Below are 23,416 nucleotides of genomic sequence, written 5' to 3'. Positions count from 1 at the left end.
CACGCGACGCCCGGCCCCCTCAGACGACCCGCGAGAACCCAGGAGACGGACGAAGATGGCCGACCGCGTCACGGTGATCGGCTGGGACGGTTCGCCGCTGACCGCAGCCGCGCGCTCGGCGCTCGGCGCCGCCACCCTCGTCGCGGGCGCCGCCCACCACCTGGCGCTCACCGAAGTCCCACCGTCCGCCGAAAGGATCCGCCTGGGCAGCGTGAGCCTGGCGGCCCGCCGCATCGCCGCCCACCGCGGCACCGCCGTGGTCCTCGCCGACGGCGACCCCGGCTTCTTCGGTGTCGTACGCACGCTTCGCGCCCCCGAATTCGGCCTCGAGGTCGAAGTGGTGCCCGCCGTCTCCTCCGTCGCCCAGGCCTTCGCCCGCGCCGGGATGCCCTGGGACGACGCCCAGGTCGTGGTCGCCCACCCGCGCACCCTGCGCCGCGCGGTGAACGTCTGCCGCGCCCACACCAAGGTCGCCGTCCTCACCTCGCCCGGCGCGGGCCCCGCCGAGCTCGGGCTGCTCCTCCAGGGCGTCCACCGCACCTTCGTGATCTGCGAGGAGCTCGGCACCGAGCGCGAGCAGGTCACCGTCCTGACCTCGGACAAGGCCGCCGACCACACCTGGCGCGACCCGAACGTCGTCATCGTCATCGGCGGCCCGGTCGCGGCCTCCGACACCGGCTGGATCGCGGGACGCGACCCGGGCACCCCGCGCGGGTGGGCGCTGCCCGCCCCCGCCTACGGCGGCGAGGCCCAGCTCGGCGAGGGCGAGAGCGACCGCCTGCGGGCCGCCCAACTCGCCCGCATCGGCCCCCGCGTGGGCGATCTGGTCTGGGACATCGGCTGCGGCAGCGGCGCCTTCACCGCGGAGGCCGCCCGCTTCGGGGCCGCCGTCATCGCGGTCGACGCCGACCCCGACGCCTGCGCCCGCACCACGGCGGTCGCCCGCCACTTCGGCGTCCAGCCGCAGATCGTGCACGGCACGGCGCCGTTCGTCCTCGAAGACCTTCCCGAGCCCGATGTCGTACGCGTCGGGGGCGGGGGAGCCGCGGTGGTCTCCGCCGTCGCCGACCGGCGCCCGGCGCGCATCGTGACGCACGCGTCGACGCGAGACGCGGCCGAACTCATCGGCAGGGACCTGACGGAGCACGGATACGCGGTGGAATGCGCCCTGCTCCAGTCCGTCGAACTCGACACGCGCGCGTGGACGGAGCGGGAGAGGACCGTCGTCTTCCTGCTCTGTGGACAGTTGCCCGATCGCGCCCCGTGACCCTGCCGCACCACGGTGCGGGGTAGGCTGGCCGATCGTTGTACCGCACCCGAGTGTCCGGCAAATAGTTGGTCAATGTCCGGAAAGCTCGCCCGTTTTGGGGGGTGTGTGGTACGGCAGGACCGGAGGGCGCGCAACGTGGCGCAGCCCACAGCGGGCCGTTGCGGATCAAGCCGCCGTGGCGGCTGGCCGACCGGGACAATGCCTGTTGTCCGTACGCGGTTCGTGCCGCGCGGCGCGCACGCTCGTTGAGAATGACGGGCGGTTGGTGCGCCGCTCCGGGCAATGGGGCTTCCCCGGCCTAAGGCTGAGGGGCGGTCGAAGAAGCACTAACCGATGGGCGAGGGGTTACGCATGACCGACACCGGCCAGGTCCCGGGCGAGGGACTGCCGGAGAACGCAGGCATGGTGGAGCAGCCGGGCGTCCCCGCCCCGGATGCGTACACCTTCCTCGACCCCTCCGAGAGTCCCGCCGCGAACGTCGCCCCCGCCGACGATGACGATCTGCTCCTCATGCCGGGTGCCCAGGGCGCCTGGAGCGAGCCGCAGTCGGCTCCGCCGCAGCAGGCAGGCCCCGGTCAGCCGGTGGCCGCCCAGCACGGGGGTGCCCAGGGCGGGACCGCGCAGCACGGCGTCGCTCAGCCGGTGGGTGCGCAGCCCGGGGGTGCTCAGCATGCGGCGGTCGCGCAGGGCGTGGGCCAGCAGGCCGTCGGTCAGCAGGGCGTGGGCCAGCCCGTGGGTGACCCGTCGCTGGCGAACCAGTACGTGGCCGGTCAGCCGGTGGGTGCTCACGCGGCCGACCCCTCGGCCGACCCCGCCATGGCGGAACAGTCCGTCGGCGGTCAGTCCGTCGGTGGTCGGCACTCCGCCGATCAGTCGCTGGGCGGCCAGCACCTCGTCGGTCAGCACGCCGCAGGCCCGCAGGCCGCCGCCCAGCAGTCGGTCGGGCAGCCGCAGGCCATGCACCAGCCGGGCCCGCACGAGACGGCCGGGCGCGACAGCGGCTCGGTCGACCTGAACGGCGTCCAGCTGCCCGGCGCGCCCACGCCGGCGCCCGCCTCGCACCCCGGCCCGTCCCGCCGCCCGCTCCACCGGGGGCCTTCGGGTCCCGCGGTGCCCGACGGCACGGGGAGTCCCGTACGTTCGCTCGCCGACCGCGGCCCGGCCGGTGCGCCCCAGCACGCCGTGCCCATGCGGCACGCGGGGCCGCCGACCGTGGGGCCCGAGTACCTCGACATCCCGCGAGACGAGGAAGGGATGCTTCCGGGTCCGCAGCTCGGTGAGATCACGCCGCAGGGCGCGACGCCGTGGACGAGTCAGCCGCAGCACTCCGAGCCGTCGCAGCCGGCCCAGCACTCCCAGTCTTCTCAGGACGTGCAGGACGTGCAGGACGTGCAGCCCGTCGTACCAGCAGAAACGGTCGTCCCGGACGCCACATCCGCGGCTGAGGGCGCACCCGTAACACCCGTGACGCCCGTATCAGAGGGCGCACAGGGCACGCAGGACGCACAGAGCTCGCAGGACGTACAGGCAGCGCAGGACGCACTCGCCGGTGAGGCCCCGCAGCCCGCCCCGGCCGCAGAGCTGCCCCAGCCCGTGGAGACGCCCGCCGCCCCTGCCTCCGAGACGCCCGCGGCCGCCTTCCCGCAGGCCGCGGAGGCCGTCGACCCCGCGATCACGCAAGGCGCCGAGGCCGACGACCGGTTCGCGCACCCCGTGGCCGAAGCCGGGCAGCCCGCGTTCGCCGTGGACGCCGAGCAGCCGTCGGCCGCGGACCCGTCCGCGCACGCCCCGGAAGCGAGCCAGGAGCTCCCGCCCGTCGCCGACGCCGAGCAGCCGTTCGCGAACGGTCGGCCCGCACACGCGTCCGCCGCCGGTCAGCCGCAGTTCGCCATGGCCGGAGCACAGCCCTGGTCGGACGCGCCGCTCGCGGCCGCCGGGCACACGGTCCAGGGCCCGCACATCCCGCAGGCCCCGCAGCACGCGGAAGCGCCCGTGGCCCAGGCGCCCCAGGGCGCGGGACTCCCGGGCGACCCGAACCAGCCCTACGCGGAGCCCCAGACGCCCGCGCCCCTCGGCCAGTTCGTGCCGGTCGAGGGCTCGGTGCCGACCACGCCCCACCTGGCACCGACACCGCCGCAGGCCCTGTCCGTTCCCCCGGAGCACTTCGAGGCCCCGCAGCCCGAGGCCCCCGAGGCGCAGCCGGAGCCGGTCGCCGAGGCCCTCGCACCTGAGGTCGCGCCTGACGCCGTAGCGGCAGCCGAGATCCCGGAGGCGCCGGTCGCCCCGGAGGCCCCCGAGGGCGCCGAAGCCCAGGAGCCCGTGGTTCTCGTCGAAGCCGCCCGGGCCCCCGAGCCCGCGTCCCCGCAGCCCGCGGCCACCGTGCCCGCACCGCGTGACGGCGGGGAGCCCGCGGCGGCAACTCCCGTGCCGGACGCGGCGGAAGAGGTCGTGGCCGAGGCGCCCGTACCGACGGAGACGGCAGCCGAAGCCGTGCCCGTCGCCGAGGGTGACGCACCCGCCGAAGCGGAGGCTGCGGCAGCGGTCGAGGCCCCCGAAGCCGCCGACCCGGCGGACATCGCGGACGAGGCGCTCCCCTCGGAGCCGGTCGACGAGCAGGCGCCGCTCAAGGAGCCCGAGCCGGTCAAGGAGTCGGAGGCGCCCGCCGCCCCCGCCTACGACGACGCCGAGCGCGAAGCCGTCCTGCGCGTCATGCGCGAACGCCGCGACATCCGCAACGGCTTCCGCAGCGACGCCATCCCGCACGAGGTCCTGCTCCGCGTCCTGGAGGCGGCCCACACCGCGCCCTCCGTGGGCCACTCGCAGCCCTGGGACTTCGTCGTCATCCGCTCGGCGGAGACCCGCCGCACGATGCACGAGCTGGCCATGCGGCAGAAGGACGCGTACGCCAAGTCGCTCCCCAAGGGCCGCGCGAAGCAGTTCAAGGAACTGAAGATCGAGGCGATCCTCGACACCCCGGTGAACATCGTCGTCACCGCCGACCCGACCCGCGGCGGCCGCCACACCCTCGGCCGTCACACGCAGCCGCAGATGGCGCCCTACTCCTCGGCCCTCGCCGTCGAGAACCTCTGGCTCGCGGCGCGCGCCGAGGGCCTCGGCGTCGGCTGGGTCAGCTTCTTCGACGAACGCGAGATGGTCAGAACCCTCGGCCTGCCCGAGCACCTCGAAGTGGTGGCCTATCTCTGTGTCGGATACGTCGACGAGTTCCCGGAGGAGCCCGAGCTGATGCAGGCAGGCTGGTCCAAGCGCCGCCCGCTCTCCTGGGTGGTCCACGAGGAGACGTACGGCCGTCGCGCCCTGCCCGGCGAGGACCCGCACGACCTGCTGGCCGAGACCGTCTCCAACATCCGCCCGCTGGACGCCAAGGCGCTCGGCGAGGCGTGGGAGCGGCAGAAGCGCATGACGAAGCCGCCGGGCGCGCTCGGCATGCTGGAGATCATCTCCGCGCAGCTCTCCGGCCTGTCCCGGCAGTGCCCGCCGCCGATCCCGGAGCCCGCGGCCGTCGCGATCTTCGCGGGCGACCACGGTGTGCACGCCCAGGGCGTCACCGCCTGGCCCCAGGAAGTGACCGCGCAAATGGTCGCCAACTTCCTCGGTGGCGGCGCGGTCTGCAACGCCTTCGCCAACCAGGTGGGCGCCGAGGTCTGCGTGATCGACGTGGGCGTGGCGAGCGAACTCCCGGCCACCCCCGGCCTGTTGCCCCGCAAGATCCGCGCGGGCACGGCCGACATGACCACCGGCCCGGCCCTGAGCCGGGAGGAGGTCAAGGCCGCCATCGAGGTGGGCATCGAGACCGCCCGCGACCTGGTGGCGGCGGGGAACAAGGCCCTGCTCACCGGCGAGATGGGCATCGCGAACACCACGGCGTCCGCGGCCCTCATCTCCGTCTACACGGACACCGACCCGGGCGAGGTCACCGGCCGCGGCACCGGCATCAACGACGAGATGCACAGCCGCAAGGTCGACGTCGTCCGCCGCGCCCTCGAACTGCACCAGCCCGACCCGGCCGACCCGATCGGCGTCCTCGCGGCCATCGGCGGCCTGGAGCACGCGGCGATGGTGGGCCTGCTCCTCGGCGGCGCATCGCTCCGTACGCCCGTGATCCTGGACGGCGTGAGCGCCGGCGCGGCGGCCCTGGTCGCCCGCGCCATCGCCCCCGAGGTCCTCGCGGCCTGCATCGCGGGCCACCGCAGCGCGGAGCCGGGCCACGTGGCGGCCCTCAACAAGCTGGGCCTGCGCCCTCTGGTCGACCTGGACCTGCGCCTGGGCGAGGGCACCGGCGCCCTCCTGGCCCTCCCGGTGGTCCAGAGCGCGGCCCGTGCGATGCACGAGGTGGCCACGTTCGACTCGGCAGGAGTAACCGAGAAGTAGCACCTGCGTTTGTGGGCAGGCGTTCCGCAGGGCGGAACGGGTGGGCACAAACGCCCACGGCCCGCAGACGAACTGGGGCCCGGGGCGAAGCCCCGTTTTCGGGAAGGGGTGGGCTGGGGGAGAGAACCCCACCCCACCCCAGCCATACTGAACCCGCACGTCAAAGCATCAGCGCAGCCGCCCCACCGTCGCAGCGGCACCCGCAAAGCCCAGCGCCCCGCACGAGGAGCCCTCCGCCATGGCCGAAAGCCCCGCCTACCCCGTAGGCCTCCGTCTCACCGCCCGCCGCACGGTCGTGCTCGGCGGCGGCCAGGTGGCCCAGCGCCGCCTCCCCGCCCTGATCGCGGCGGGCGCCGACATCCTCCTCGTGTCGCCGACGGCGACCCCCTCCGTGGAGGCGATGGCGGACGCGGGCGAGATCACCTGGGAGCGTCGCCGCTACGAGCACGGCGACCTCAAGGACGCCTGGTACGCCCTCATCGCCACCAGCGACCCCGATGCCAACACGGCGGCCTCCGCGGAAGGGGAGGCGCACCGTGTCTGGTGCGTCCGCTCCGACGACGCCGACGCCGCCACCGCCCTGACGCCCGCGACGGGCCGTTCCGCGGGCGTCACGGTCGCCGTCCTCACCACGGACATCCACGACCGCGACCCGCGCCGCACCGCCGCCATTCGCGACGCGCTCGTCGAGGGCCTGAGCGACGGGACCCTCGTGGCGCGCCAGCACCGCACCCGCACCCCCGGCGTCGCGCTCGTCGGCGGCGGCCCCGGCGACCCGGACCTCATCACGGTCCGCGGCCGTCGTCTCCTCGCCGAGGCGGACGTGGTCATTGCCGACCGGCTCGGCCCCCGCGACCTGCTCGACGAACTCCCTTCGCACGTCGAGGTGATCGACGCCGCGAAGATCCCGTACGGCCGGTTCATGGCCCAGGAAGCCATCAACAACGCCCTCATCGAGCACGCGAAGCAGGGCAAGTCGGTCGTCCGCCTGAAGGGCGGCGACCCCTTCGTCTTCGGGCGCGGCATGGAAGAGGCCCAGGCGCTCGCCGAGGCGGGCATCTCCTGCACGGTGGTCCCCGGCATCTCCAGCTCGATCTCCGTGCCCGGCGCCGCAGGCATCCCCGTCACGCACCGCGGGGTCGCGCATGAGTTCACCGTGGTCAGCGGGCACGTGGCCCCCGACGACGAGCGCTCCCTCGTCGACTGGCCTTCCCTGGCCAAGCTGCGCGGCACCCTCGTGATCCTGATGGGCGTGGACAAGATCGGCAGGATCGCCGAGACGCTCGTCGCGCACGGCAGGGCGCCCGAGACCCCCGTCGCCCTGATCCAGGAGGGCACCACCGCGGCCCAGCGCCGCGTGGACGCCACCCTCTCCACCGTCGCCGCCGAGGTCGTGGCCCACGAGGTGAAGCCTCCCGCGGTGATCGTCGTCGGCGACGTGGTGAACGTGGGCCCTGACAGCCCCGCGTAACCACACCAAGCCCTCGCGTAACCACACCAAGCCCTCGCGTACCACCGGTAACCCAGCCCGCCCCCAGGCGTTGGCACCACACCCAGGACAAGGCAGTATCACCCTGTGGCTGATCTCATCACCGTCGACGACCCCACCGACCCGCGCCTGCGCGACTACACGGGCCTGACCGACGTCGAGCTGCGCCGCAGGCGCGAGCCCGCCGAGGGCCTCTTCATCGCCGAGGGCGAGAAGGTGATCAGGCGCGCCAAGCAGGCGGGCTACGAGATGCGCTCGATGCTGCTCTCCGCGAAGTGGGTCGACGTCATGCGGGACGTCATCGACGAGGTCCCGGCCCCGGTGTACGCGGTCAACCCCGACCTGGCCGAGCAGGTCACCGGCTACCACGTGCACCGCGGAGCCCTCGCCTCGATGCAGCGAAAGCCGCTGCCGACGTCGGACGAACTCCTCACCCGGGCGCGCCGCGTCGTCGTCATGGAGTCGGTCAACGACCACACCAACATCGGTGCGATCTTCCGCAGCGCGGCCGCCCTCGGCATGGACGCGGTCCTGCTCTCACCGGACTGCGCCGATCCCCTCTACCGCCGCTCGGTGAAGGTCTCCATGGGCGCGGTCTTCTCCGTGCCCTACGCCCGCCTCGAATCCTGGCCCAAGGGCCTGGAGGGCGTGCGCGAGGCGGGCTTCAACCTTCTCGCGCTCACCCCGGACGAGAAGGCGAAGACCCTGGACGAGGCGGCGCCCCACCGCATGGACCGGGTGGCGCTGATGCTCGGCGCGGAGGGCGAAGGCCTCACCACGAAGGCCCTGATGGCGGCCGACGAATGGGTCCGCATCCCGATGGCCCACGGCGTCGACTCCCTGAACGTGGGGGCGGCGGCCGCGGTCGCGTTCTATGCGGTGGCGACGGGCCGCCCTCAGCTCTGAGTCACCCTCAGTTCTGAGACGCCCTCAGCTCCGAGGGCCCGGCCCCGGGGCCTGCCGCTCGCTCTGGCCCTGACTCTGCTGTACGCCGTGCACGTCGCTGCCGCCGAGCCCGCGTGCGGGCCCCTGGCACCCTTGCGCCGCCGCGATCCCGAGGGCCACGAGCAGCGTCACGACCACGAACACGAAGAGCCGCTGCCGCAGCAGCCGCGGATTGGCGGGCCGCCGCGCGCCGCCGGAACGCGTCGTGTTCCGGGACTGCGCGGGACGCGAGCCGGACCGCGAGGAACTGGACCCCGGCCGCGAAGAATTCGGCCGCGAGGAACCCGTACGGGATGAACCCGTGCGCGACGAGCCGGTCCGAGAGGAGCCGGTCCGCGAGGAACTCGGCCGCGGCGGGGGAGTGCCCTGCGGATGACGCCGCTGGGTGTGCTGGTCCACGTACTCCTGGGCCATCCGCCCCGTCGGCCGGTCCTGGTCCTGCCGGGGCGCGGGCGGCCGCGGCTCGGTCAGGCCCTGTGCCTCACGGGCCGCGATCTCCTTGAGCCTGAGCGACAGTTGGAGCGTGCTGGGGCGTTCCGCCGGGTCCTTGGCCAGACAGGCCCTGATCAGCGGGGCGAGCGCGTCAGGAACCCCGCCGAGCTGCGCCTCCTCGTGGACGACGCGGTAGAGCATGACCTCTGAACTGCCGTGCCCGAAGGGCGAGTCCGCCATCCCCGCGTACGCGAGGGTGGCACCGAGGGCGAACACGTCCGTGGCGGGCGTGACGGCGGCGCCGCGCACCTGCTCGGGCGCGAGGAAACCGGGCGAACCGACGGCGGTGCCCACATGGGTCAGCGTCGATGCGCCGGTGGCCCAGGCGATGCCGAAGTCAATGATCCGCGGCCCCTTCGGGGACAGCAGGATGTTCGACGGCTTCAGGTCGCGGTGCACCACACCGGCTTCGTGCACGGCGACGAGCCCTTCGGCGAGCGCCGAACCGACGACCGCCACATCGGCCGCGGAGAGCGGGCCCTCGGCGGCGACCTTGTCGTGCAGGGACGGGCCGGGAACGTACTGCGTGGCGAACCACGGCCGGTCGGCGTCGAGATCGGCGGCGACGAGCCGCGCGGTGCAGCCACCGCGGATCCGCCGGGCGGCGGACACCTCCCGCGCGAAGCGCGACCGGAACTCCTCGTCCTCCGCCAGGTCGGGCCGGATCACCTTCAGGGCGACGCGCTGCCCCCGCCGGTCCGACCCCAGGTAGACGACACCCATGCCGCCGGCGCCCAGCCGCCTGTGCAGTCTGAACGAGCCGACGACACGCGGGTCCTCGCGCCGGAGCCGCATCATCGCCATGTCCATCCCCGCTGCCCGGTCCGTTGTCGTGCCACAGCTTACGTTTCCGTGGCCGGGCAGGTGCAGAGGCCGCGCCCTCGCGGCCCGACCGATTGTCAGTGCCGGGTGGGAAACTTGAAGAGTGGTCAGGGACGCGGGGGCGGGCGGCCGTTGTGGGGGTCACCGTTCCCAACCATCCATCGCTGAAGGGGGATTGATCCCGTGAAGGGTGATCGCGTGGAGATAGTCGTGGACGCCGGGGACACGACACGGACGTACGAGGTGGTGGCGAGCCGGGCGGGCCGCCGGGTGGAGACGGCGGTGCGCAGAGGGGTGGTCGAAGTGAGCGAAGTCACCCGCTGGGGGTCCCCCCGCGCCCTTCAGGCAGTGGGGGAGGGTCCGTCGTGCGGACGGCACGGTTCATGTCGACCCGTGTCCTGGCTCTGGTCGAGCAGCCCGTGCCCAGAGAGGACACGTCCGAGCAGGCAGCCCGTCCCCTCCGGGAAGACCCCGAGACCTAGGACCCCGTCTCCACCCATGGGAGTACATGACCGACGATCGGTCATCCTCCGGGAGGCCCGGCAATCGGTACGAGGGCATGACGACCGAGACCTCCGGCACACCTAGATTTGAGGTCAAGCGGCGGGTGCAGCACTCGTCCCCCGAGGTCAGACACCCGCCGCTGCCAAGTTCATACAGACTCGGTCAGGAGAGGAACCATGGCGGACACGGCACCGCGGGCAATGGTCCGCACGCAAGGACGGAAGGCCTTCGCCTCGTTCGGCGTCCGCCCGTCCGGCACGCGCCACCCCCTGGTGGCGACGGCCATGGTTCTTCCTCTGGCGGCCCTGCTGGTGGTCGTCTTCGGCGGCTGGGAAGCAGTGGTCACACAGGCGTCGTCCGTGGGCGTGATGCTGGGGCGCTGAGCGGCGCCCCAGGCCCGGATGAGCGGTCCGGGCGGGGACATCCGGCCAGGAAACCCCGTGGGGACGGGGGTGCGGCGGACGGCACGAGAAATGCCCGCGCAGCTGGGGAGCTGCGCGGGCACTTCTTTGCGCCGGGGTGCTCCGCGGGGGACATCACCGGCTGCGCCGAGCTCGTCCTCAATCGCCGGACGGGCTGAAAATTCAGCCCGTCCGGCGATTGAGGACATCTTGCAGGGGGGCCAGGGCGTCGGAGCCCCGGATGCGTACGCTCACGGGGAACACCGATCGACGCACGCCGGGGGACCCGTGACCGCCTTGCTGTCCGCGCTGACCGTCAAGGTCCGCCACGCAGCCCACCGCACCCCGCTCGCTTGCGCCTGCGCCCCCGATGCCGTCCTGGCGGACCGGGACGACGCCACGGTCGTCCGGCACGGCGACACCGTCGCCAAGGCCCACGCCCCCGGCACGGACCCCATCGAGCTCACGGCCCGGCTGAAAGTCGCCGCCGCTCTGAGCGGCATCCTGCTTCCCCCGCTCGGCGAGACGGCGGTCCCGCTCGACGGCCGCCTGGTCACCTTCTGGCCGGCCGGTACCCCGGTGGACCGCGACGATCCCGACGCCGCCCCCTGGGAAGCCGTCGCCACCCTCCTCGCCCGCCTGCACGCCACGCCCCCGGCCGAACTCCCGCATCCGCTCCCGGACATGCGCGGCCCCACGAAGGCCGCACGGGCGATGACGCGGATGCGGGACGCGGGGGCGCACCCCGCGGCCGCCCCCGTCGAGCGGGCCTGGGCCACGCTCCCCGCCTGGGCCCGGGCCGAGGCCCCGGCCCCGCTCCCCAAGCTCCTGTGCCACGGTGACCTGCACCTGGGCCAGCTGGTCCGCACTCCCGAAGGACGCTGGCTGCTCATCGACGTAGACGACCTCGGCCTCGGCGACCCCGCCTGGGACCTGGCCCGCCCCGCGGCCTGGTTCGCCTGCGGCCTCCTGGCCCCGGACGAATGGACCCGCTTCCTCACCGCCTACCGCGCGGCACGTGGACCCGCGGTCCCGGCGGACGGCGCGGACCCCTGGCCCGCCCTCGACGTGCCGGCCCGCGCCCTCACCGCGCAGACCGCGGCCCTCGCCGTCGCCAAGTCCGGCAGGGAGAACCGGCCCCTCGACGAGATCGAGCAGGCGGTGGTCGACGCCTGTGATCGAATGGCGGCCCTCCCGCCGGAGTTGGCGCCCACCACCACGAAGTAGGGTGCAACGCACCGAAGCCGGGCAGAGATCCGGCCAAGCATTCACGACCGGCGAGGAGTTGAGCCGACCATGCAGTGTCCCAAGTGCCATGCACCGATGCACACGTACAACCGCAATGGCGTCCAGATCGAGCAGTGCAGCGGTTGCCGCGGGATATTCCTCGACTACGGCGAGCTCGAGGCCCTGAGCCGGGTCGAGTCCCAGTGGGGCGGCCAGCAGGCCCCGCCCCCGCCGCCCGCCCCGCAGGCGTACCCGGCCGCTCCCGCGCCGCAGTGGGGCGCTCCCCAGCACGGCGGCCACCACGGCGGTCACGGCGGTCACGGTGGGCACTACGGCCACAACAAGCGTCACAAGAGCTTCGGGCACATGCTCTTCTCCTCCTGACCGGAGGAACGACGAAGCCCCCGGCCGTGGGAACGGCCGGGGGCTTCGTGCGGATGGTGCGCGATACTGGGATTGAACCAGTGACCTCTTCCGTGTCAGGGAAGCGCTCTCCCGCTGAGCTAATCGCGCGGGTCAACCTGCGTGTGGTGCGTACTGCGTGCGCGATACTGGGATTGAACCAGTGACCTCTTCCGTGTCAGGGAAGCGCTCTCCCGCTGAGCTAATCGCGCGGGTTCAGACCTCAGGAAGGCGAGCCTTCGAGAAGATCCAGTGGACGATACTGGGATTGAACCAGTGACCTCTTCCGTGTCAGGGAAGCGCTCTCCCGCTGAGCTAATCGTCCTTGGAGGTGGAGACGGGATTTGAACCCGTGTAGACGGCTTTGCAGGCCGTTGCCTCGCCTCTCGGCCACTCCACCAGGAGTGCGGGGGTTCGGGAAGATCCCCCACTTCCTGCGAGCGGACGACCAGGTTCGAACTGGCGACCTCAACCTTGGCAAGGTTGCGCTCTACCAACTGAGCTACGTCCGCTTGTCTTTCCCGGCCCGCTTGCGCGTCCCGGCGACGTGTTGAACTCTAGCGGATTCCTGGGCCAGTACAAAAACGCGTTTGCGCAGCGTGCTGCGCTGTCACCGGCCCGGGGCGCCACCAGGACACCGGTCATAGACTCACAGGCGTGCACAGCGCCCCTCAGATGTCCTCCCGGCCCCCCTCCGGGGCGGCCCCGCCCATGGCGCGCTTCGGCGGCCTGCTCGCGACCGGCCTCAGGGACGTGACCAGCGATCCCTCGGCCCTGGACTCCCGCGGTTTCTGGGCGGTCTCCGCGAGCTTCGAGGGCGAACTGGTCTGCGCCCGCTTCGACGACGTACGCGAGGAGCCGGTGCCCGCTCCGGTGCCGGGGGCCTGGCGGGGCCCCGCCGCCGGTGACTGGACGTCGTCGCTCGACCGCGCCGCGTATGTGGACGGCGTGCGGCGGGTGCGCGAACACATCGCGGCGGGCGACGTCTATCAGGCGAACCTCTGCCGCGTGCTGTCCGCGCCGGTTCCGGACGGCGCGGACGGTGTGGACGTCGACGCCCTGACCGCGCTCCTCGCGCGCGGCAATCCCGCTCCGTACGCCGGAACGATCCGGCTGCCCGAGCACGGGGTCGAGATAGCGACGGCGTCACCCGAGCTGTTCCTGCGGCGCGAGGGCCGCGTCGTCGAGTCGGGGCCGATCAAGGGCACGGGCCGCACCGAGGCGGATCTCCTGGAGAAGGACTACGCCGAGAACGTCATGATCGTGGACCTCGTCCGCAACGACCTCGGGCGGATATGCGGGACCGGCTCCGTGACGGTCCCCGACCTCTGCGTGATCGAGAAGCACCCCGGGCTCGTCCACCTCGTCTCCACCGTCCGGGGCGAGCTGAGCCCCGACGCCGGCTGGCCCGAACTCTTCGCCGCCGCCTTCCCGCCCGGTTCCGTCACCGGCGCCCCCAAGTCCAGCGCCCTGCGCATCATCGACGCCCTGGAGACCTCGCCCCGCGGCCCGTACTGCGGCGGCATCGGCTGGGTCGATGCCGACCGGGGGACCGGCGAACTGGCCGTCGGCATCCGCACCTTCTGGTTCGACCGTGCGCAGGGCGTGCTGCGGTTCGGCACCGGTGCGGGAATCACCTGGGGCTCGGACCCCGAGGGGGAGTGGCGGGAGACCGAGCTGAAGGCGGAAAGACTGCTGGCGGTAGCGTCGGGAGCGTACGAAGTGAGTGGAGGAACCCTTCAGTGAAGATCTGGCTCAACGGTGGCCTGCAGGACATCGAGACCGCCCGCGTCTCCGTGCTCGACCACGGACTGACCGTCGGCGACGGAATCTTCGAGACGGTGAAGTCGGTCCAGGGGCGGCCCTTCGCGCTGACCCGGCACCTGGACCGGCTCGCCCGTTCGGCACGCGGCCTCGGCCTGCCCGAGCCGGACCTCGACGAGGTGCGCGCGGCCTGCGCCGCCGTGCTCGACGCCGACCCGCTGCCCCTCGGACGGCTGCGCATCACGTACACCGGAGGCCTCTCGCCGCTCGGCTCGGACCGCGGCGACCAGGGGCAGACCCTCGTCGTCGCCGTCGGTGAGGCCGGCAGGCGCTCCGACACGACCGCCGTGATCACGGTGCCGTGGACCCGCAACGAGCGCGGCGCCCTGACCGGCCTGAAGACCACGTCGTACGCCGAGAACGTCGTCGCCCTCGCGCGCGCCCGCGAACAGGGCGCTTCGGAGGCGCTGTTCGCCAACACGGTGGGGCAGCTGTGCGAAGGCACGGGATCGAACGTCTTCGTCGTGCTCGACGGCGAGATCCACACGCCGCCGGTCGCCTCCGGGTGCCTGGCGGGCATCACGCGCGCGTTGGCCGTCGACTGGACGAACGCGCGCGAGACCGATCTTCCGTTCGACGTCCTGGACCGCGCCGACGAGGTGTTCCTGACCTCGACACTCCGTGACGTCCAGGCCGTGCAGCGGATCGACGGGCGCGAACTGCCGGGCGCGCCGGGTCCGGTGACCGCCAAGGCGATGCGGGTCTTCGACGAGCGGGCGGCGGACGACCTCGATCCGTGACCGGTCCGGCAAGAGGACCCAACTGCTTGTAATCCTGATGACGCACGAGCCGCAGGGCGGGTAGAACACCACTGATGACCACGACCCTGCGGCCGACCGGGCCGCTTCAGCAGAGCGCTGACGGCGCGAAGTCACGCACCTACGAAGTGCGCGTGAACAGCCGTCCTGTGGGCGGGATAGAACTCGCCACGCACGCCGTGTTCGGCCCCGGTGTCGCCGAGATGCGCGATCTGAGCATCAAGGAACCCGACCGCAGACGCGGCCGTGCCACCGTCGCCGTGCTCGCCGCCGAGGAGGTGGTGCGCGGCTGGGGCTGCGAGCGGATCGAAGTGGCCGTGCCCGCCGAGGCCGCGGCGGCCCACCGCCTCGCCGTGTCCCTCGGCTACCAGGAGCGCAACCGCCACATGGTCAAGCCCCTGAGCGCCGAGCCGCCCGCGCTGCCGCCGGGCATCGAGGGGCGGGAGATGACCGAGGACGAGTACGAGGTGTGGCTGGCCCGCGAGAAGGAGGACTACGCCCAGACGTGGATCGAGCGCGGCGTCCCGGAGGCGGAGGCGCGCGCCAAGTCCGACGCGGACCACGCCGACCACCTGCCGCAGGGCCTCGCGACCCCCGGAACCAGCCTCAGCGTGCTCACGCAGGAGGGCACGAAGGTCGGCACCCTGTGGCTCGCGCTGCGCGACGGCGACGCGTTCGTCTTCGACGTCGAGGTCGACGAGGAGCACCGCGGACACGGCCACGGCCGCTCCCTGATGCTCCTCGCGGAGACCCAGGCCCGTGCGGTGGGTCTGACCCGCATGGGCCTCAACGTCTTCGCGGGCAACACCCCGGCCCTGCGCCTGTACGAGTCGCTCGGCTACGAACCGGTCATGTACTACGTCTACAAGCAGCTGCTCTAGGAACCGTGCTGCCCGGAGGCCGCGAGCAGGAGGTCCGTGATCTCCTCGACCCGCTCGAGCAGGCCGTCCTGGCTCTTTCCGCCGTCGAGGCGCTCGCCCCCGATGACGTACGTCGGTGTCCCGGTGACGCCGATCGCCTTGCCCTCGGCCTGGTCGGCGTCGACGATCAGCATGTGGCGTCCGTCGACGAGAGCGGTGTCGAACTCCTCGGCGTCCAGGCCCAGTTCACGGGCCACCTCGACCAGGAAGGGTTCGCCCTTGCGGGTCAGCTCCTCGGCCTTGCCGAGCACGGCCTCGACGTACGGCCAGCCCTGTCCCTGCTCGAAGGCCTCCTCGGCGGCCTGGGCGGCGGCGAAGGCGTGCTTGTGCTTTTCGAGGGGGAAGTGCCGAAGGCGCAGCTCGACGCGGTCGCCGTAGCGGTCGCGGAGCGTGCGTACGTCGTCGAGGGCGGTCCGGCAGTCCGGGCACTCCAGCTCGCACCAGATGTCGATGACGAGGGGACCGGTGGGGGCGGCGGGGGCAGAGTCGCTCATGGGTCACAGTCTTCCAGCCCCGCGACCTGCTCCCAACCGGGGCCCGGACGCCGACCGGAACCTGCGGAGGAGGCCCGACCCTGATATGTCCCTGAAGTCCGCTCGGGGCGTGGCCTGCGGGGGGCCACCCGGTGCAGGATGGAAGGGCGACAGTGTCACCGTCTACGCCCGCACGCCTGGAGGACCGGATGATTGCCGAGACCGTCTGTTCCGCCGTATCCGCGGCCGGCCTCGGCATCGCCGCGATCACGGCCTATCGCAAGCGTTTCCTCGCGGCGACGCGCCTCGCCGCCTATTCCCTGGTCCCGGTCGGCCTGGTGATGACCGGTGTCGTGGGATGGCTGGCCGACACCGCCTTCAGCATGAAGGCCTGGGCGGGCTTCGGCGTGCTCGGCGTCGCCTGGCTGCTCTTCATGATCACCCGCGCCGTGGAGCGCCGCTCCGGCGGCACCCGCAAGGAGCGCAAGGCCGCGAAGGCGGCCCAGCGCGAGGCGGTGGCCCCCGCGGCGTCCGCGCCCTCCCTGGGCCAGGGCGCCCGCCCGGCCGCCCAGCCCGCGGCTCAGCCGAAGGCAGCCGCGCCCAAGGAGGACTTCAGCGACATCGAGGCCATCCTGAAGAAGCACGGCATCTGACGGGAGCACCACACCTGACGGGAGCACCGCATCTGACGGGAGCACCGCATCTGACGGGAGCGGCTCCCGCCCCGCGGGTCAGCCGCCGAGCCGCACCTTCGCGATCACGTTCACGCCCTCGACCCACTCCACCGACGCGTTCGCGCACCGCACCGCGCGCCCTCTCCCGGGGAACGCGGGGTCGGGCAGGGCCAGACCCACGCGATGCGGTCCACGCGCCCCTGCGGGCACCGTGAGCTCTCCGCTCACGGTCGCGACGGCCGGGCCCGAGTGGTCGTCCCCGGTCTCCGCACGCCCCTGCGGCCGCCAGTCCCGCCAGTCCGCCCTGGTGTCCGCGGAAGTCACCGTCCGCCCGTCCGCGTCCAGGAGCACGAGCCGCACGGGACGTGGGTGCTTCGGTGCCGCGAAGCCGCGGTTGACCACGTCGACCTGCACGGGAAGGCGGCCGCGCCGGGCGGCGGAGAGGTCGTGGCGTGCCTCGCGCACCTCGATCCGGTAGCCCAGGTGATCCCGCAGGTACTCGAACTGCGTGCGCGCCACCGGCCGCCCGTCACGCCCCCGGAAGTAGCCGTCCGAGACCGGAAGCAGCGCGTCCGTCGTCTGTCGCTCGGTGAGCTCCGCCGTCTTCCAGGCGGGAATGGTCACCGTGGCGTTGTGCACCAGGGAGAGGCTGTCGAACCGGAGCGTCTGCAGCCGCCGTGCGGCGGCCACCCCGGGGATGACGGTGCTCCACGCGTACGGATCCGCGCTCTGCCCCTTGTCCCACGGCATCTCCCCGTCCATCATCCGCGTCTGCGAGACGTCGAGATAGCTGGGCCAGCCCGGGTTGCCGGGGACGTAGTAGTCCCACTCGCCCTCGCCGAGCGTCACGTAGTCGTTGTGGAAACCGACCCGGTCCAGGATCGCCCTGTTGGTGATCATGTCGCGTTTCTCGGCGTAGCGGACCTGTGTGTGCAGTCCCGGCGGCAGCGCCTCGACGAGGCTCGTCATGATGGCGGTGACTGCGTCGGGGTAGGTCTCGTGGGCGTAGTGACTGCCGTGCCACTCGCCCCACGTGCCCAGGAAGCCGGCCTGCCACACGGCCACCACGTCGCTGTTGCGCGCGACGACCGGCGCCAGCTGTCCGATGTGGCGCTGGATGTCCTGCACGGTGTAGCGGCGGTTCTCCCGCACACCGTCGTCGTACACGAAGCGCAGGACCGCCGCGTATCCCTTGCGGCGCAGTCCGCGCAGGACGCTCTCGATGTTGTCGAGGGCGCTCGGCGGGATCGTGGAGGTCGCGAAGTCCCAGAGGTAGAAGTACAGCTGGGTGAGGTTCGCGCCGGGGCCGTACTCGCGCTCCAGGAGATCGAGCGTCCGCGCGGAGTCGGGGGAGTGGTCCTGTTCGTTCGGCCAGGGGCTCGTGAGGTCCACGGCGTTGTACGACATCTCGTATCGGAACCCGCGGCGGGGATTGGCCAGCGGGGCACGGCCCGCCGGATCGTCGGGGCGGATGCCGCGGTGGGGGACCCGGTGCCAGGCAGCGGCCGATGGGGCGGCGGATGCGGAGGGCGCCGTGGCGAGCGGCGCGAGCGCCGCCGCGGTCGCGCCGAGCGCGGTCGTCAACAACCGTCTGCGTTCGATGGGCATGAGACTCCCTCGTTCGTGTGGCGGTGCCGCCGAGTCTGACGAGGTGCGTCGCTGGTGAGCCATGGACGGAACGGGCGGGACGCTGGACTTTTGCAGGTCACGGAATGCGGCGAACTCCCCCGCTTTCCGGGCGTGTTGGTCATCGGTACCCCCGGGACTGAGTCATCATCGCCGCGAGATGCTGGAGACCGCACCGGGCGATGCCGCCCCGCCGACCGATGAGCGAGCCGCGACGGAAGAGCCCAAGGGCTGTCTGTTCGCGCTCTCCCAGCCACCCCTGATGATCTTCCTGGCGGTGATCGGCGTCCTGATCCTGATGGGTTCGTTGCACGATCTGCTGGGGCTCTGAGCGTTCTGAGGGCTCTGAGGGTTCTGAGGGTTCTCAGGGGCGTCGCGGCCGCGGGATCAGCCCGCCGCTTCCTTGCGCCGGGCCCGGTAGGCGGCGACGTGCAGTCGGTTGCCGCAGGTCCGGCTGTCGCAGTAGCGGCGCGAGCGGTTGCGGGAGAGGTCGACGAAGGCGTGCCGGCAGTCCGGGGCCTCGCAGCGCCGCAGCCGCTCCTGCTCGCCGGCGACCACGAAGAACGCGAGCGCCATCCCGCAGTCCGCCGCGAGGTGGTCGGCGATGGAGGCGCCGGGCGCGAAGTAGTGCACGTGCCAGTCGTAGCCGTCGTGGTCGGTGAGCCGGGGCGTGGTGCCCGCCGCGGCGATCAGTTCGTTGATCACCGCCGCCGCGGCCTGCGGCTCGGGCGCCGCGAAGACTTCCCGGAAGCGGCTCCGGATGTGCCGGACGCCGGCCAGGTCACGCTCCGAGAGCACCCCGACGTCACTTATGTCGTGGCTTCGTACGAACTCGCCCAAAGCCGCTAGGTCCGCGAGCCCCTCCGTCCCGGCGCTGTCGTCGTCCGGCGCGGTGTTCACCAGATCGACCACGGCGTCGAGTGCGCACCGGGTGTCGTGGGTGATCAGCACGATTTGCTCCCTGGCCTGGGGGTAGTGGGCTCTCCCCCCGCTCCTGGAGAGCCTGGGGAAGGGTGCCCGCCGATGCTGGCCGATGCTAGCGGCTTCGCGACAGGACACACCGGCGCCGTCCCCGCGGGAGTCCGCGGCGACGGCGCCGGTGTGTCTGCACTGTGCGGTTGTCATGCCCGAGCCGTCGCCCCGAGTCGGACGGCGCCGGGCGCTCTCGCGCGGCCTGGAGCTAACTTTCGGCCAGGATGTGCGAGAGCTCCGTATCCAGATCGAAGTGGCGGTGTTCCGTGCCGGGCGGCACGGCCGCATCGGTTCGCTTCAGGAACGACTCCAGGGCCCGCGCCGGGGCCTCGAGCAGAGCCTCACCCTCGGGGGAACTCAGGGCGATGCAGACAACACCCTGACCGTGGCTCCGGGACGGCCAGACTCGGACGTCGCCGGTACCGGTGGGCCGGTGCAGGCCCTCGGCGAGGAGGTCGCGGGCGAACACCCACTCGACGGTTTCCTCGGCTCCGGTGTGGAAGGTGGCGTGCACGGCATAGGGATCGGCCGTGTCATACCGCAGTCCTGCGGGTACAGGCAGTGAGGACTCGCTCGACACAACGAGGCGCAGGTGCAGCTCGCAGCTGACCGTGGTGTTCATAAGCGCCAGGGCCTTTCGCTCAGTGTGCGCTCGGGGATTCGCACGTCGGCGAAATCGACATGCCACCTACGGTGCCGTTGTAAACCCCTCTGAGGGTTTTGGGTGTCTTTAGGTAGCTCGTACGGCGGGTTGTTTGTTCGGTCGGTACGGCCATTCCGGTGACGGGTTTCCGTCCGGTAGGGTTTGGCCGTATGAATACGGGGAGTAACGAGCCGGGGGTTGCCGAAACAATCACCGGTACGAAGGACGAACAGCCGCTCGGATCGCGTGCGCCGGAGTTCATCCAGGCCCGCAAGGCGCTGCACCTCAGCTGGCAGGTCGGCGTGTTCATCGTCGGTCTCGCTGTGGTTGCCGCGGGCATCGTGATGCTGCCGCTGCCCGGACCGGGCTGGCTGGTGATCTTCGGTGGAATGGCGATCTGGGCGACCGAGTTCGTCTGGGCCCAGCTGGTCCTTCGCTGGACGAAGCGGAAGGTCACGGAGGCGGCGCAGCGCGCGCTCGACCCCAAGGTCCGACGCCGGAACATCATCCTGACGACCATCGGCCTGGTGATCATCGCCGTGCTCGTCGCGATCTACGTCTGGAAGTTCGGCCTCGAGATGCCGTGGAAGATCAAGGAGTGACCTCCGGGTGACTCCAAGGCGGTCGGAGGCACCCGCTGACATGCGGTAATGTTCTCCGTGCGCCCGGGGCGATTAGCTCAGTGGGAGAGCGCTTCGTTCACACCGAAGAGGTCACTGGTTCGAACCCAGTATCGCCCACCCCGGAACTGCGGCCCGGAGGCTTTTAAGCCTCCGGGCCGCAGTCGTATTCGCTCGCTTTCCCGTGCGGCACAAGGGAATTGACGTCCCGTCGGTTGCGGCGCGGGAAAAGCGGAGTCAGTGCATTCTGCCGACAACGTCACGCACCCGGCGTGCGTCACGCAGTCGCTGTTCGTACGTCGCGCCGATGGCGAGGAGCAGGAGTCCGGCCAGCGCGGGCGGCAGCCAGCGCGGCAGGGCGTCCACCACTTGGACGATGTAGGGCGCCAGTTCGTGCAGCGCGTCCAGAGCGAGGACCGCGCCGCCGAGCACCAGCGGAGCCTGTAGCCGGTGCCGGGCGCCCACCAGCGTGATCAGCAGGGCCGCGGTGCCCAGGAGCAGCGGGCGCTGCCAGTGCGCGTCGCTCCAGGCGGCGATGAGGCTCGGCAGGAGCGTCGCGGCGAGGCCGGGGCCGTAGGCGGTCCAGGAGGACGTCTGCGGGGCGCGGCGGCGCCGCAGCACGCCGATCAGGAGGGCGGGGACGGTGACCGGCAGGGTGTACGCCTCCGGGGTGCCGACGTCCCAGGCGGCCAGGCGTACCCAGGTCGCCAGGAGGAACAGCGCACCGGCCGCGTACCCGACGGGGCGGCGGTCCGTGCGGAGCGCGGTGCCCGCGGCGATGACGCCGCCCAGCGCGAGGGCCAGGGCAAGGGTCGTCGCGTGCCCGGCGGTGAGGACGATGGCGAGTCCGCCCGCGAGAGCCCCGGTGACCTCCACCGGCGGCGTCAGCGGGTGACGGCCGAGCCGGGCAGCGGCGAGGGCGCTGAGCGCAGGGACGACCAGCACGAGCAGCCCGGTGTGATCCGGACGCAGGTTCCAGGCGGCGCCCGTGGCGCAGGCGAGAGCGGTGGAGTACGCGACGGCCGCACCGACGGCGGTGGGCGCCACACCGGGCACGGGCGCCTGACGGCGGGCCGCGAGCACCGTCGCCGCCAGGAACAGAGCCGTCAGGGCGCCGAGGGTGCCGAGCGTTGCCTCAGTGGTGGCCAGGGCGAGGAACGCGACACTCACCGAGGAGGCGACCGCCAGGCTCAGCGAGGTGAGGGCGACCGCCTTCGAGGCGACGCGCGACGCGACGGCGAGCAGGGCTGCGGTCAGGGCGACGTACGCCGACACCCCGGCCGCGTAGGGGAGTTGGAGTGCGGAGGGGAGGATGAGGAGGGCGGCCCAGGCGAGGGACAGGGCGCCGGAGCGGGTGATGGCGGGGGTGTTGAGGTGAGGTGCGCCGGACGGCGGCGTGGCGGGGGCGAGGGGCAGCCCGGCGCCCCGCTCCGCACCGGGATCCGCCGAAGGATCTGCGCCCGGCTTGGCTGCGGGCCCCGCACCGGCACCGGCGGCAGGATCCGCACCGGGCGCCGCGGTCGGCGAGGCGCCGGGACCTGAGGCAGGGGCGGCAGATGGTGCCGCTCCTGCGGCAGCTGACCGGCTGCGCGGCGGCGTCCCCGGCAGCTCAATGATCGCGGGCAGAAGCCGGGCCGCCGCGAACAGGGCCCCGGCGACCACCGCGAGCACGAGCGAGGCCATGACGGGGTGTTGCACGGACAGGCCGGATACGGCGAACGCGTCCCCCGCGTCCCGCGGCGCGCCCGACCACGCCTTTCCGGCCCAACTCACGGGCCCGAACAGGGCGGTGACGAACGCGGGCAGCGTCCACAGCGCCGCGAGCGCGTGCACCAGGAGCGCCGCACCGGCGATCCCGCGCAGGACGGGGCGCGGCAAGGCGGTGCGTACGACCGCCAACAGCGCGATGCCGCACGCCAGATAGCCGGGGACCGCCCAGGCGGAGGGCAGCGCCTCGCGCAGCACGCCACCGGCCGCGGCCGCCACGAGCAGGCCGCCCGCGAACGCCGCGCCCGTCGCCTGCGGGGGCTGCGTGATCAGCCATGCCGCCACCAGCGCGATCGACGCGGCCAGCATCAGGAGCGCGCTCGCCCGCGCCGCTTCGGGCAGATCCGTGGCGGACCAGGACAGATAGCCCGAGCCCGCCGCGCCCCACAGCCCCGTGGCGCAGGCGCCGACGGTCGCGATGACGCGCACGGCCGGGTCGCCGACCCGCAGCGCGACGGCGACATCGAACGCCGCCGTCACCAGAAGTGCCGCAGCCGTCGCGTGGTCACCCGCCTCCGCCGCGCGCGCCCAGAGGAACAACGGGAGTTGAGCGGTCGCCACGGCCAGCGGCAAGGGCAACCGCAGCTCGCGGAAGAGCAGTCCGTACGCCGCCCACAGCGCCGCGAGCCCGGCGGACGCGGCCGCCGTGTAGCCCAGGGCGTCGGCCTGCGGCAGGGCGACGGCATGGAGGGCGTACGCGTCCAGGGCGGTCAGGGCGAGGCCGAGCGCGGCCACCGTCTCCGCCGTCGAACGCAGCTTCCGGCGCAGAAGGAGCGCGGGCACGCCGAGCGCCGTGAGCGTCACGGCCGCGAGAACGGCACTGCGGCCGCCGATGCCGAGATGGCCCCAGCTCACCAGCGTGAAGGCGATCGCCGCGATGGTCAGCAGGATGCCGCCCAGCGTGAGCAGCGCGTTCTGCACGTTCGGCGGTGTGGCCTCCGGGGCGCGGGCCGGCGGCCGCGGGGGAGCGGAGGCGGGTGGCGCCGCCGCTTGCAGGGCGCCGATCAGCCAGGCGCGGCGTTGCAGCAACTGCGACCTGCGCGCGTCGAGTCGGTGCAGCTCCAGGTCGAGGACGCGGAGCTCCTCGGCCGGGGGCGGAATGTTCGTCATGCCGTGGAGTGTGGTCCGGGACACAGCGACGGACATCGGTGCGGATACTCAGTACGTACTCAGATCGGGCGCCCTACCGGCAGACTCG

Annotated in this window: 19 protein-coding genes, 6 tRNA genes and 1 pseudogene; 15 read left to right on the top strand and 11 right to left on the bottom strand. The window is 72.7% G+C overall.

The features are described 5' to 3' along the window. Positions 1–55: 55 nt before the first annotated feature. The 4 genes from cbiE (at position 56) to ABZ833_RS37675 (ending at position 8,054) form a co-directional block, all read left to right on the top strand. A complete protein-coding gene (cbiE, locus tag ABZ833_RS37690) occupies positions 56–1,267 on the top strand; it encodes a precorrin-6y C5,15-methyltransferase (decarboxylating) subunit CbiE (RefSeq protein WP_361056864.1) in 1,212 nt (403 codons plus the stop codon). A 354-nt stretch (positions 1,268–1,621) separates the two neighbouring features. Then, positions 1,622–5,659: a nicotinate-nucleotide--dimethylbenzimidazole phosphoribosyltransferase gene (gene cobT / locus ABZ833_RS37685; RefSeq protein ID WP_361056861.1), complete on the top strand. Its 4,038-nt coding sequence runs from the start codon at positions 1,622–1,624 to the stop codon at positions 5,657–5,659. A 238-nt stretch (positions 5,660–5,897) separates the two neighbouring features. Continuing rightward, positions 5,898–7,130 (top strand): uroporphyrinogen-III C-methyltransferase, encoded by a 1,233-nt coding sequence (gene cobA, locus ABZ833_RS37680; RefSeq protein ID WP_361056858.1) that lies wholly within the window; start codon positions 5,898–5,900, stop codon positions 7,128–7,130. 105 nt (positions 7,131–7,235) lie between these two features. Then, on the top strand, positions 7,236–8,054 hold the full coding sequence (locus ABZ833_RS37675; RefSeq protein WP_249591076.1) for an RNA methyltransferase: 819 nt from the start codon (positions 7,236–7,238) through the stop codon (positions 8,052–8,054). A 24-nt stretch (positions 8,055–8,078) separates the two neighbouring features. On the opposite strand, the gene ABZ833_RS37670 is transcribed toward ABZ833_RS37675, so the two are convergent. Continuing rightward, positions 8,079–9,395, bottom strand: a complete 1,317-nt coding sequence (locus ABZ833_RS37670) for a serine/threonine-protein kinase (protein WP_361056854.1) — start codon at positions 9,393–9,395, stop codon at positions 8,079–8,081. Positions 9,396–9,590: 195 nt separating this feature from the next. Here ABZ833_RS37670 and ABZ833_RS37665 point away from each other — a divergent pair. From ABZ833_RS37665 to ABZ833_RS37650, 4 genes and pseudogenes are all read left to right on the top strand, one after another. After that, positions 9,591–9,889, top strand: a pseudogene (locus tag ABZ833_RS37665) (hypothetical protein). Positions 9,890–10,087: 198 nt separating this feature from the next. Then, positions 10,088–10,294, top strand: coding sequence for a hypothetical protein (locus ABZ833_RS37660; protein WP_249591078.1), 207 nt, complete (start codon positions 10,088–10,090; stop codon positions 10,292–10,294). A gap of 306 nt (positions 10,295–10,600) precedes the next feature. Then, positions 10,601–11,539 (top strand): aminoglycoside phosphotransferase family protein, encoded by a 939-nt coding sequence (locus ABZ833_RS37655; protein WP_361056850.1) that lies wholly within the window; start codon positions 10,601–10,603, stop codon positions 11,537–11,539. 69 nt (positions 11,540–11,608) lie between these two features. Then, the gene (locus ABZ833_RS37650; protein ID WP_361056847.1) at positions 11,609–11,923 is read left to right on the top strand and encodes a zf-TFIIB domain-containing protein; all 315 of its coding nucleotides are present in this window, start codon (positions 11,609–11,611) and stop codon (positions 11,921–11,923) included. A 54-nt stretch (positions 11,924–11,977) separates the two neighbouring features. Here ABZ833_RS37650 and ABZ833_RS37645 read toward each other — a convergent pair. The 5 genes from ABZ833_RS37645 to ABZ833_RS37625 all read right to left on the bottom strand — a co-directional run bounded on the left by ABZ833_RS37645 (position 11,978) and on the right by ABZ833_RS37625 (position 12,453). Further along, a tRNA-Val gene (locus tag ABZ833_RS37645) sits at positions 11,978–12,052 on the bottom strand. 29 nt (positions 12,053–12,081) lie between these two features. Then, positions 12,082–12,153 (bottom strand) — tRNA-Val (locus ABZ833_RS37640). 41 nt (positions 12,154–12,194) lie between these two features. After that, a tRNA-Val gene (locus ABZ833_RS37635) sits at positions 12,195–12,266 on the bottom strand. 1 nt (position 12,267) lies between these two features. Beyond that, a tRNA-Cys gene (locus tag ABZ833_RS37630) sits at positions 12,268–12,341 on the bottom strand. Positions 12,342–12,380: 39 nt separating this feature from the next. After that, positions 12,381–12,453, bottom strand: a tRNA-Gly gene (locus ABZ833_RS37625). 163 nt (positions 12,454–12,616) lie between these two features. On the opposite strand from ABZ833_RS37625, the gene ABZ833_RS37620 reads away from it, so the two are divergent. The 3 genes from ABZ833_RS37620 to ABZ833_RS37610 all read left to right on the top strand — a co-directional run bounded on the left by ABZ833_RS37620 (position 12,617) and on the right by ABZ833_RS37610 (position 15,404). Continuing rightward, positions 12,617–13,687, top strand: a complete 1,071-nt coding sequence (locus tag ABZ833_RS37620; protein WP_361057150.1) for a chorismate-binding protein — start codon at positions 12,617–12,619, stop codon at positions 13,685–13,687. After that, the gene (locus ABZ833_RS37615; RefSeq protein WP_361056844.1) at positions 13,684–14,505 is read left to right on the top strand and encodes an aminodeoxychorismate lyase; all 822 of its coding nucleotides are present in this window, start codon (positions 13,684–13,686) and stop codon (positions 14,503–14,505) included. Before ABZ833_RS37620 ends, ABZ833_RS37615 begins: the two co-directional genes overlap by 4 nt. Positions 14,506–14,579: 74 nt before the next feature. Further along, on the top strand, positions 14,580–15,404 hold the full coding sequence (locus tag ABZ833_RS37610; RefSeq protein WP_361056841.1) for a GNAT family N-acetyltransferase: 825 nt from the start codon (positions 14,580–14,582) through the stop codon (positions 15,402–15,404). Here ABZ833_RS37610 and ABZ833_RS37605 read toward each other — a convergent pair. Then, positions 15,401–15,937, bottom strand: a complete 537-nt coding sequence (locus tag ABZ833_RS37605; RefSeq protein ID WP_361056838.1) for a DsbA family protein — start codon at positions 15,935–15,937, stop codon at positions 15,401–15,403. The two genes, ABZ833_RS37610 and ABZ833_RS37605, sit on opposite strands and share 4 nt — an antisense overlap. A gap of 188 nt (positions 15,938–16,125) precedes the next feature. On the opposite strand from ABZ833_RS37605, the gene ABZ833_RS37600 reads away from it, so the two are divergent. Next, complete coding sequence (locus ABZ833_RS37600) at positions 16,126–16,569, top strand: hypothetical protein (RefSeq protein WP_249591084.1); 444 nt, start codon at positions 16,126–16,128, stop codon at positions 16,567–16,569. Between the two features lie 78 nt (positions 16,570–16,647). Here the strand turns inward: ABZ833_RS37600 and ABZ833_RS37595 are convergent, their stop codons facing one another. Beyond that, positions 16,648–18,198 (bottom strand): DUF4874 domain-containing protein, encoded by a 1,551-nt coding sequence (locus ABZ833_RS37595; RefSeq protein ID WP_361056834.1) that lies wholly within the window; start codon positions 18,196–18,198, stop codon positions 16,648–16,650. A 178-nt stretch (positions 18,199–18,376) separates the two neighbouring features. Between ABZ833_RS37595 and ABZ833_RS37590 the strand changes: the two genes are divergently transcribed. After that, on the top strand, positions 18,377–18,547 hold the full coding sequence (locus ABZ833_RS37590) for a hypothetical protein (protein ID WP_249591086.1): 171 nt from the start codon (positions 18,377–18,379) through the stop codon (positions 18,545–18,547). 56 nt (positions 18,548–18,603) lie between these two features. On the opposite strand, the gene ABZ833_RS37585 is transcribed toward ABZ833_RS37590, so the two are convergent. Further along, complete coding sequence (locus ABZ833_RS37585) at positions 18,604–19,167, bottom strand: CGNR zinc finger domain-containing protein (RefSeq protein ID WP_361056830.1); 564 nt, start codon at positions 19,165–19,167, stop codon at positions 18,604–18,606. Between the two features lie 229 nt (positions 19,168–19,396). Then, complete coding sequence (locus ABZ833_RS37580; protein ID WP_003959770.1) at positions 19,397–19,810, bottom strand: SsgA family sporulation/cell division regulator; 414 nt, start codon at positions 19,808–19,810, stop codon at positions 19,397–19,399. 191 nt (positions 19,811–20,001) lie between these two features. On the opposite strand from ABZ833_RS37580, the gene ABZ833_RS37575 reads away from it, so the two are divergent. Together ABZ833_RS37575 and ABZ833_RS37570 are read left to right on the top strand one after the other, a co-directional pair. Further along, positions 20,002–20,433 carry a TIGR02611 family protein gene (locus ABZ833_RS37575; RefSeq protein ID WP_361056827.1) on the top strand — a complete coding sequence of 144 codons (432 nt, stop codon included), beginning with the start codon at positions 20,002–20,004 and terminating at the stop codon, positions 20,431–20,433. Between the two features lie 66 nt (positions 20,434–20,499). Then, positions 20,500–20,571 (top strand) — tRNA-Val (locus ABZ833_RS37570). Between the two features lie 117 nt (positions 20,572–20,688). On the opposite strand, the gene ABZ833_RS37565 is transcribed toward ABZ833_RS37570, so the two are convergent. Continuing rightward, positions 20,689–23,328, bottom strand: a complete 2,640-nt coding sequence (locus ABZ833_RS37565) for a hypothetical protein (protein WP_361056824.1) — start codon at positions 23,326–23,328, stop codon at positions 20,689–20,691. Between the last annotated feature and the right edge of the window lie 88 nt (positions 23,329–23,416).

The sequence above is a fragment of the Streptomyces sp. NPDC047525 genome (assembly GCF_040643025.1).
GTDB classification, from domain to species: domain Bacteria; phylum Actinomycetota; class Actinomycetes; order Streptomycetales; family Streptomycetaceae; genus Streptomyces; species Streptomyces durmitorensis.
This window is presented reverse-complemented; position numbering and strand designations above follow the sequence as displayed.